Genomic DNA, 3,955 nt, shown 5'->3' with positions numbered 1-3,955 from the left:
CCACCGCTCTCGCCGACGCCGGGTGGACCGTGTACGTCACGGGGCGCTCGGCCGAGCGACTGCAGGCCACGGTCGACGCCGCGGCCGGCGCCTCCGGCCGGGTGCTCCCCCTCGAGTGCGATCACGCCCGCGACGAGCAGATCGCCGCCGTCATCGCCCGGATCGTCGCCGACACCGGACGACTCGACCTGCTGGTCAACAACGTCTGGACCAACCCCAAGGGCTTCATGGGGTTCAACGGGAGGTTCTGGGAACGGCCCGCCGGCGACTGGGACGCGCTCATGGGCGTGGGGCTGCGCGCGCACTATGTCGCGTGCTGCGAGGCCGCCGCGGTGATGGTCCCGCAGGGTTCCGGTCTGATGGTCAACATCTCCTCGTTCGGGTCGCGCGCTCCGTTCCACACCGTCCTCTACGGGATGAGCAAGACCGCCCTGGACAAGATGGCCGCCGACATGGCCCACGAGCTCGCCGGCACCGGGGTGTCCACCCTGTCCCTGTGGCTCGGGCTCATCCGTACCGAGCTCATCCTGTCGCTGGGGATGGACGACTTCAACGGCTTCCCCCTCGACCGCGCCGAGGACCCGACCTTCGTGGGCCGCGTGATCGCGGCCCTCACCGAGGACCCGTCGCTCCCCCGGCTGAGCGGGTCCACGATCATCACCGCCGAGTACGGTCGCGAGAAGGGGCTGAGGAACGACGACGGCGGCGTGCCGCTGTCGCACCGGGGTGCCTTCGGCGGGGGTCCGCTCTTCCCACCCGTGACGGACGAGCAGCTGGGGATCGCGACGGTCGACGAAGTGGCCGAGGCCGGCGGGCACAACGGATTCGTGGGGAGCGGACGGTGACGTTCCAGCCGATCGGCGAATCCGACGACCCCCTGGAGCGCCTCGAGCGCAACGAGCGCCAGGCCACCGACGCCATCCGCTACGTCCTGCTCTCCGCCTCGGCCGTCGTCCTCCTGGCGGTCGCCCTCGTCGCATTCGGCGGAGGCATCGGCGAGGAGTGCACGGAACCCGGGGGCACGTGCCTGACACAGGACCGCGTCGAGGTGGTGCTTCTGCCCCTGCTCCTGTCGGTGGGCCTGTCCGTGACGGCGGGTGTCAAGACCTACCGGCGGTGGAAGCAGCACATCAGGTGGCGTCCGTGGCTCTTCGCCAGCTACGCGATGTGGATGGTCACCACCACCTACCTCATCGGCTCGTCCTCGGCGGTGTTCGTCCAGGTCGGCTGATTCGTCATCCCACCTACCCCGACTTGCGCGGCTCCTCTGTACGCACTCGGGCGGAGTGCGCGCCCGGACGGGACCATTCCGGGCGCGCAAGCCCACAGCACGCCGGCGCGACCCCCGTCAGGGCACGATGTTGACCATCTTGCCCGGCACCACGATGACCTTCTTCGGGGTCGCCCCGTCGAGGTTCGCCTGCACCTTCTCGTCGGCCAGGGCCGCGGCCTCGACCTCGGCCGGTGAGGCGTCCGCGGGCACGGTGATGCGCGAGCGCACCTTGCCCTTGATCTGCACCGGGTATTCCACCGACTCCTCGACCAGATAGGACTCGTCGTGCTCGGGGAACGGACCGTGGGCCAGCGACCCGGTGTGTCCCAGCCGGGACCACAGCTCCTCGGCGAGGTGCGGGGCGACGGGCGCCACCATGAGCACCAGCGGTTCGACGACCGACCGCGGTGCCCCCGGCCCCTCCGTCGGGTAGCTCTTGGTCAGGAGGTTGACGTACTCGATGAGCTTGGCGATCGCGGTGTTGTCCCGTAGACCGGCGTAGTCGTCCCGGACCCCGGCGATGGCCTTGTGCAGCGCCTTGAGCACGTCCTGCGACGGCTCGTCCTCGGTCACGCGGGCCCGCCCGGTGGACTCGTCGATCACCACGCGCCACAGTCGCTGCAGGAAGCGGTGCGCCCCCACGACGTCCTTCGTGGCCCAGGGCCGGGAGGTGTCGAGCGGTCCCATGGACATCTCGTACACGCGCAGGGTGTCGGCGCCGTACTCGTCACAGATCTCGTCGGGGGAGACGGAGTTCTTGAGCGACTTGCCCATCTTCCCGTACTCCTGGAAGACCTCGGGGGCATCCGGAGAGTCATCCAGGTAGAACTTCCCGTCCCGCTCCACTACATCTGCAGCGGGTACGTAGACGCCGCGCGAGTCGGTGTAGGCGAACGCCTGGATGTACCCCTGGTTGAACAGCCTGCGGTACGGTTCCTCGCTGGTCACGTGCCCCAGGTCGAACAGCACCTTGTGCCAGAAGCGCGAGTACAGCAGGTGCAGCACCGCGTGCTCGACTCCACCGACGTAGAGGTCCACTCCCCCGGGATCACCCTCGCCGTGGATCTCGGGCCGCGGTCCGGTCCAGTAGCGCTCGTTCTCCAGCGCGCAGAGCTCGTCGGAGTTGGTGGGATCGATGTAGCGCAGTTGGTACCAGCTGGAGCCGGCCCAGTTGGGCATGACGTTGGCGTCGCGGGTGTAGGTCTGCACGCCGTCGCCGAGGTCGAGCTCGACGGTCATCCACTCGGTGGCCTTGGCCAGCGGCGGGGACGGCATCGAGTCCGCGTCGTCGGGGTCGAACGAGACGGGCTTGTAGTCCTCGACCTCGGGCAGCTCGACGGGGAGCATCTCGTCCGGCAGCGGGTGCGGGACACCCTCGGCGTCGTAGACCACGGGGAACGGCTCGCCCCAGTAGCGCTGGCGGGCGAACAGCCAGTCGCGCAGCTTGTACTGGACGGTGCCCTCACCGGTGCCCTCGCCCTCGAGCCAGGCGATGGTCGCGGCCTTGGCCTCGTCGACGCCGAGTCCGTCGAGAGAGAGCCCGAGCTCGTTGGTGGAGTTCACGGCCACGCCGTCACCCGCGTACGCCTCGGTCGCCACGTCGAGCTCGCTCCCGTCGGCCGGGGCGACCACCTGGACGATCGGCAGACCGAAGGCCGTGGCGAACTCGTGGTCGCGGGAGTCGTGGGCGGGCACCGCCATGATCGCCCCGGTCCCGTAGCCCATGAGCACGTAGTCCGCCACGAACACCGGGACCTGCTGCCCGTTGACCGGGTTGACGGCGTAGGCGCCGGTGAAGACGCCGGTCTTGTCCTTGTTCTCCTGGCGCTCCAGATCGGACTTGGTCGCGGCCCGGCGGCGGTACTCCTGCACGGCCTCGGCCGGCGAGGAGTGCCCACCGGTCCACCGCTCGTCGATTCCACCCGGGCCCGCGTCGCCGGCCGCGCCGACAGCACCCTGGGTGTCCGGCCAGAACGGCCCGGCCAGCTCGTCGACCAGTGGGTGCTCGGGCGAGAGCACCATGTAGGTGGCACCGAAGAGGGTGTCGGGGCGGGTGGTGAAGACCTCGATGGACCTGTCGGCCACCGCGAATCGCACGCGGGCGCCCTGCGAGCGGCCGATCCAGTTGCGCTGCATGGACTTGACCTTGTCGGTCCAGTCCAGACGGTCCAGGTCGTCGACCAGCCGGTCGGCGTAGGCGGTGATCCGCATCATCCACTGGGACAGGTTCTTGCGGAACACCGGGAAGTTGCCACGCTCGGAGCGGCCCTCGGCGGTGACCTCCTCGTTGGCCAGCACGGTTCCCAGCCCGGGACACCAGTTGACCTGGGAGTCGGACAGGTACACCAACCGGTGCGCGTCGAGCACCTTCTCCTGCTCGGCGGCGGTGAGGTCGGTCCAGGCGCGGCCGGCGAACCCCTCGGGCAGCGGCCGCGCACCGGAGACGAACTGTTCGCGCAGCTCGGCGATCGGCCGGGCGCGGCCGGTGCGGGTGGGATGCGCGCCACCATCTGTGGTGCGGGCGGGGGCCTCCGGGTCATACCAGGCGCCGTGGATCTGCAGGAAGATCCACTGCGTCCAGCGGTAGAACTCGGTGTCGGTGGTGGCCACCACGCGCCTGCGGTCGTGGCCCAGACCAAGCCGCCCGAGCTGGCGCTCCATGTTGACGATGTTGGCCTCGGA

Annotated in this window: 3 protein-coding genes; 2 read left to right on the top strand and 1 reads right to left on the bottom strand. The window is 69.8% G+C overall.

What is annotated here, in order from left to right:
* Both G6019_RS00585 and G6019_RS00580 read left to right on the top strand, forming a co-directional pair.
* On the top strand, positions 1–845 hold an 845-nt coding region (locus G6019_RS00585; protein WP_182626902.1), incomplete at its 5' end, for an SDR family NAD(P)-dependent oxidoreductase.
* On the top strand, positions 842–1,231 hold the full coding sequence (locus G6019_RS00580; RefSeq protein ID WP_107757848.1) for a hypothetical protein: 390 nt from the start codon (positions 842–844) through the stop codon (positions 1,229–1,231). The genes G6019_RS00585 and G6019_RS00580, both read left to right, overlap by 4 nt.
* Positions 1,232–1,348: 117 nt before the next feature.
* Here G6019_RS00580 and G6019_RS00575 read toward each other — a convergent pair.
* Positions 1,349–3,955: leucine--tRNA ligase (locus G6019_RS00575; RefSeq protein ID WP_182626900.1), on the bottom strand; the 2,607-nt coding region annotated here is incomplete at its 5' end.

The organism is Dietzia sp. DQ12-76 (genome assembly GCF_014145045.1).
In the GTDB taxonomy this organism is placed as follows: Bacteria; Actinomycetota; Actinomycetes; order Mycobacteriales; family Mycobacteriaceae; genus Dietzia.
Note: the sequence above shows the minus strand (reverse complement) of the source record. Positions and strands in the feature narration are given on the sequence as shown.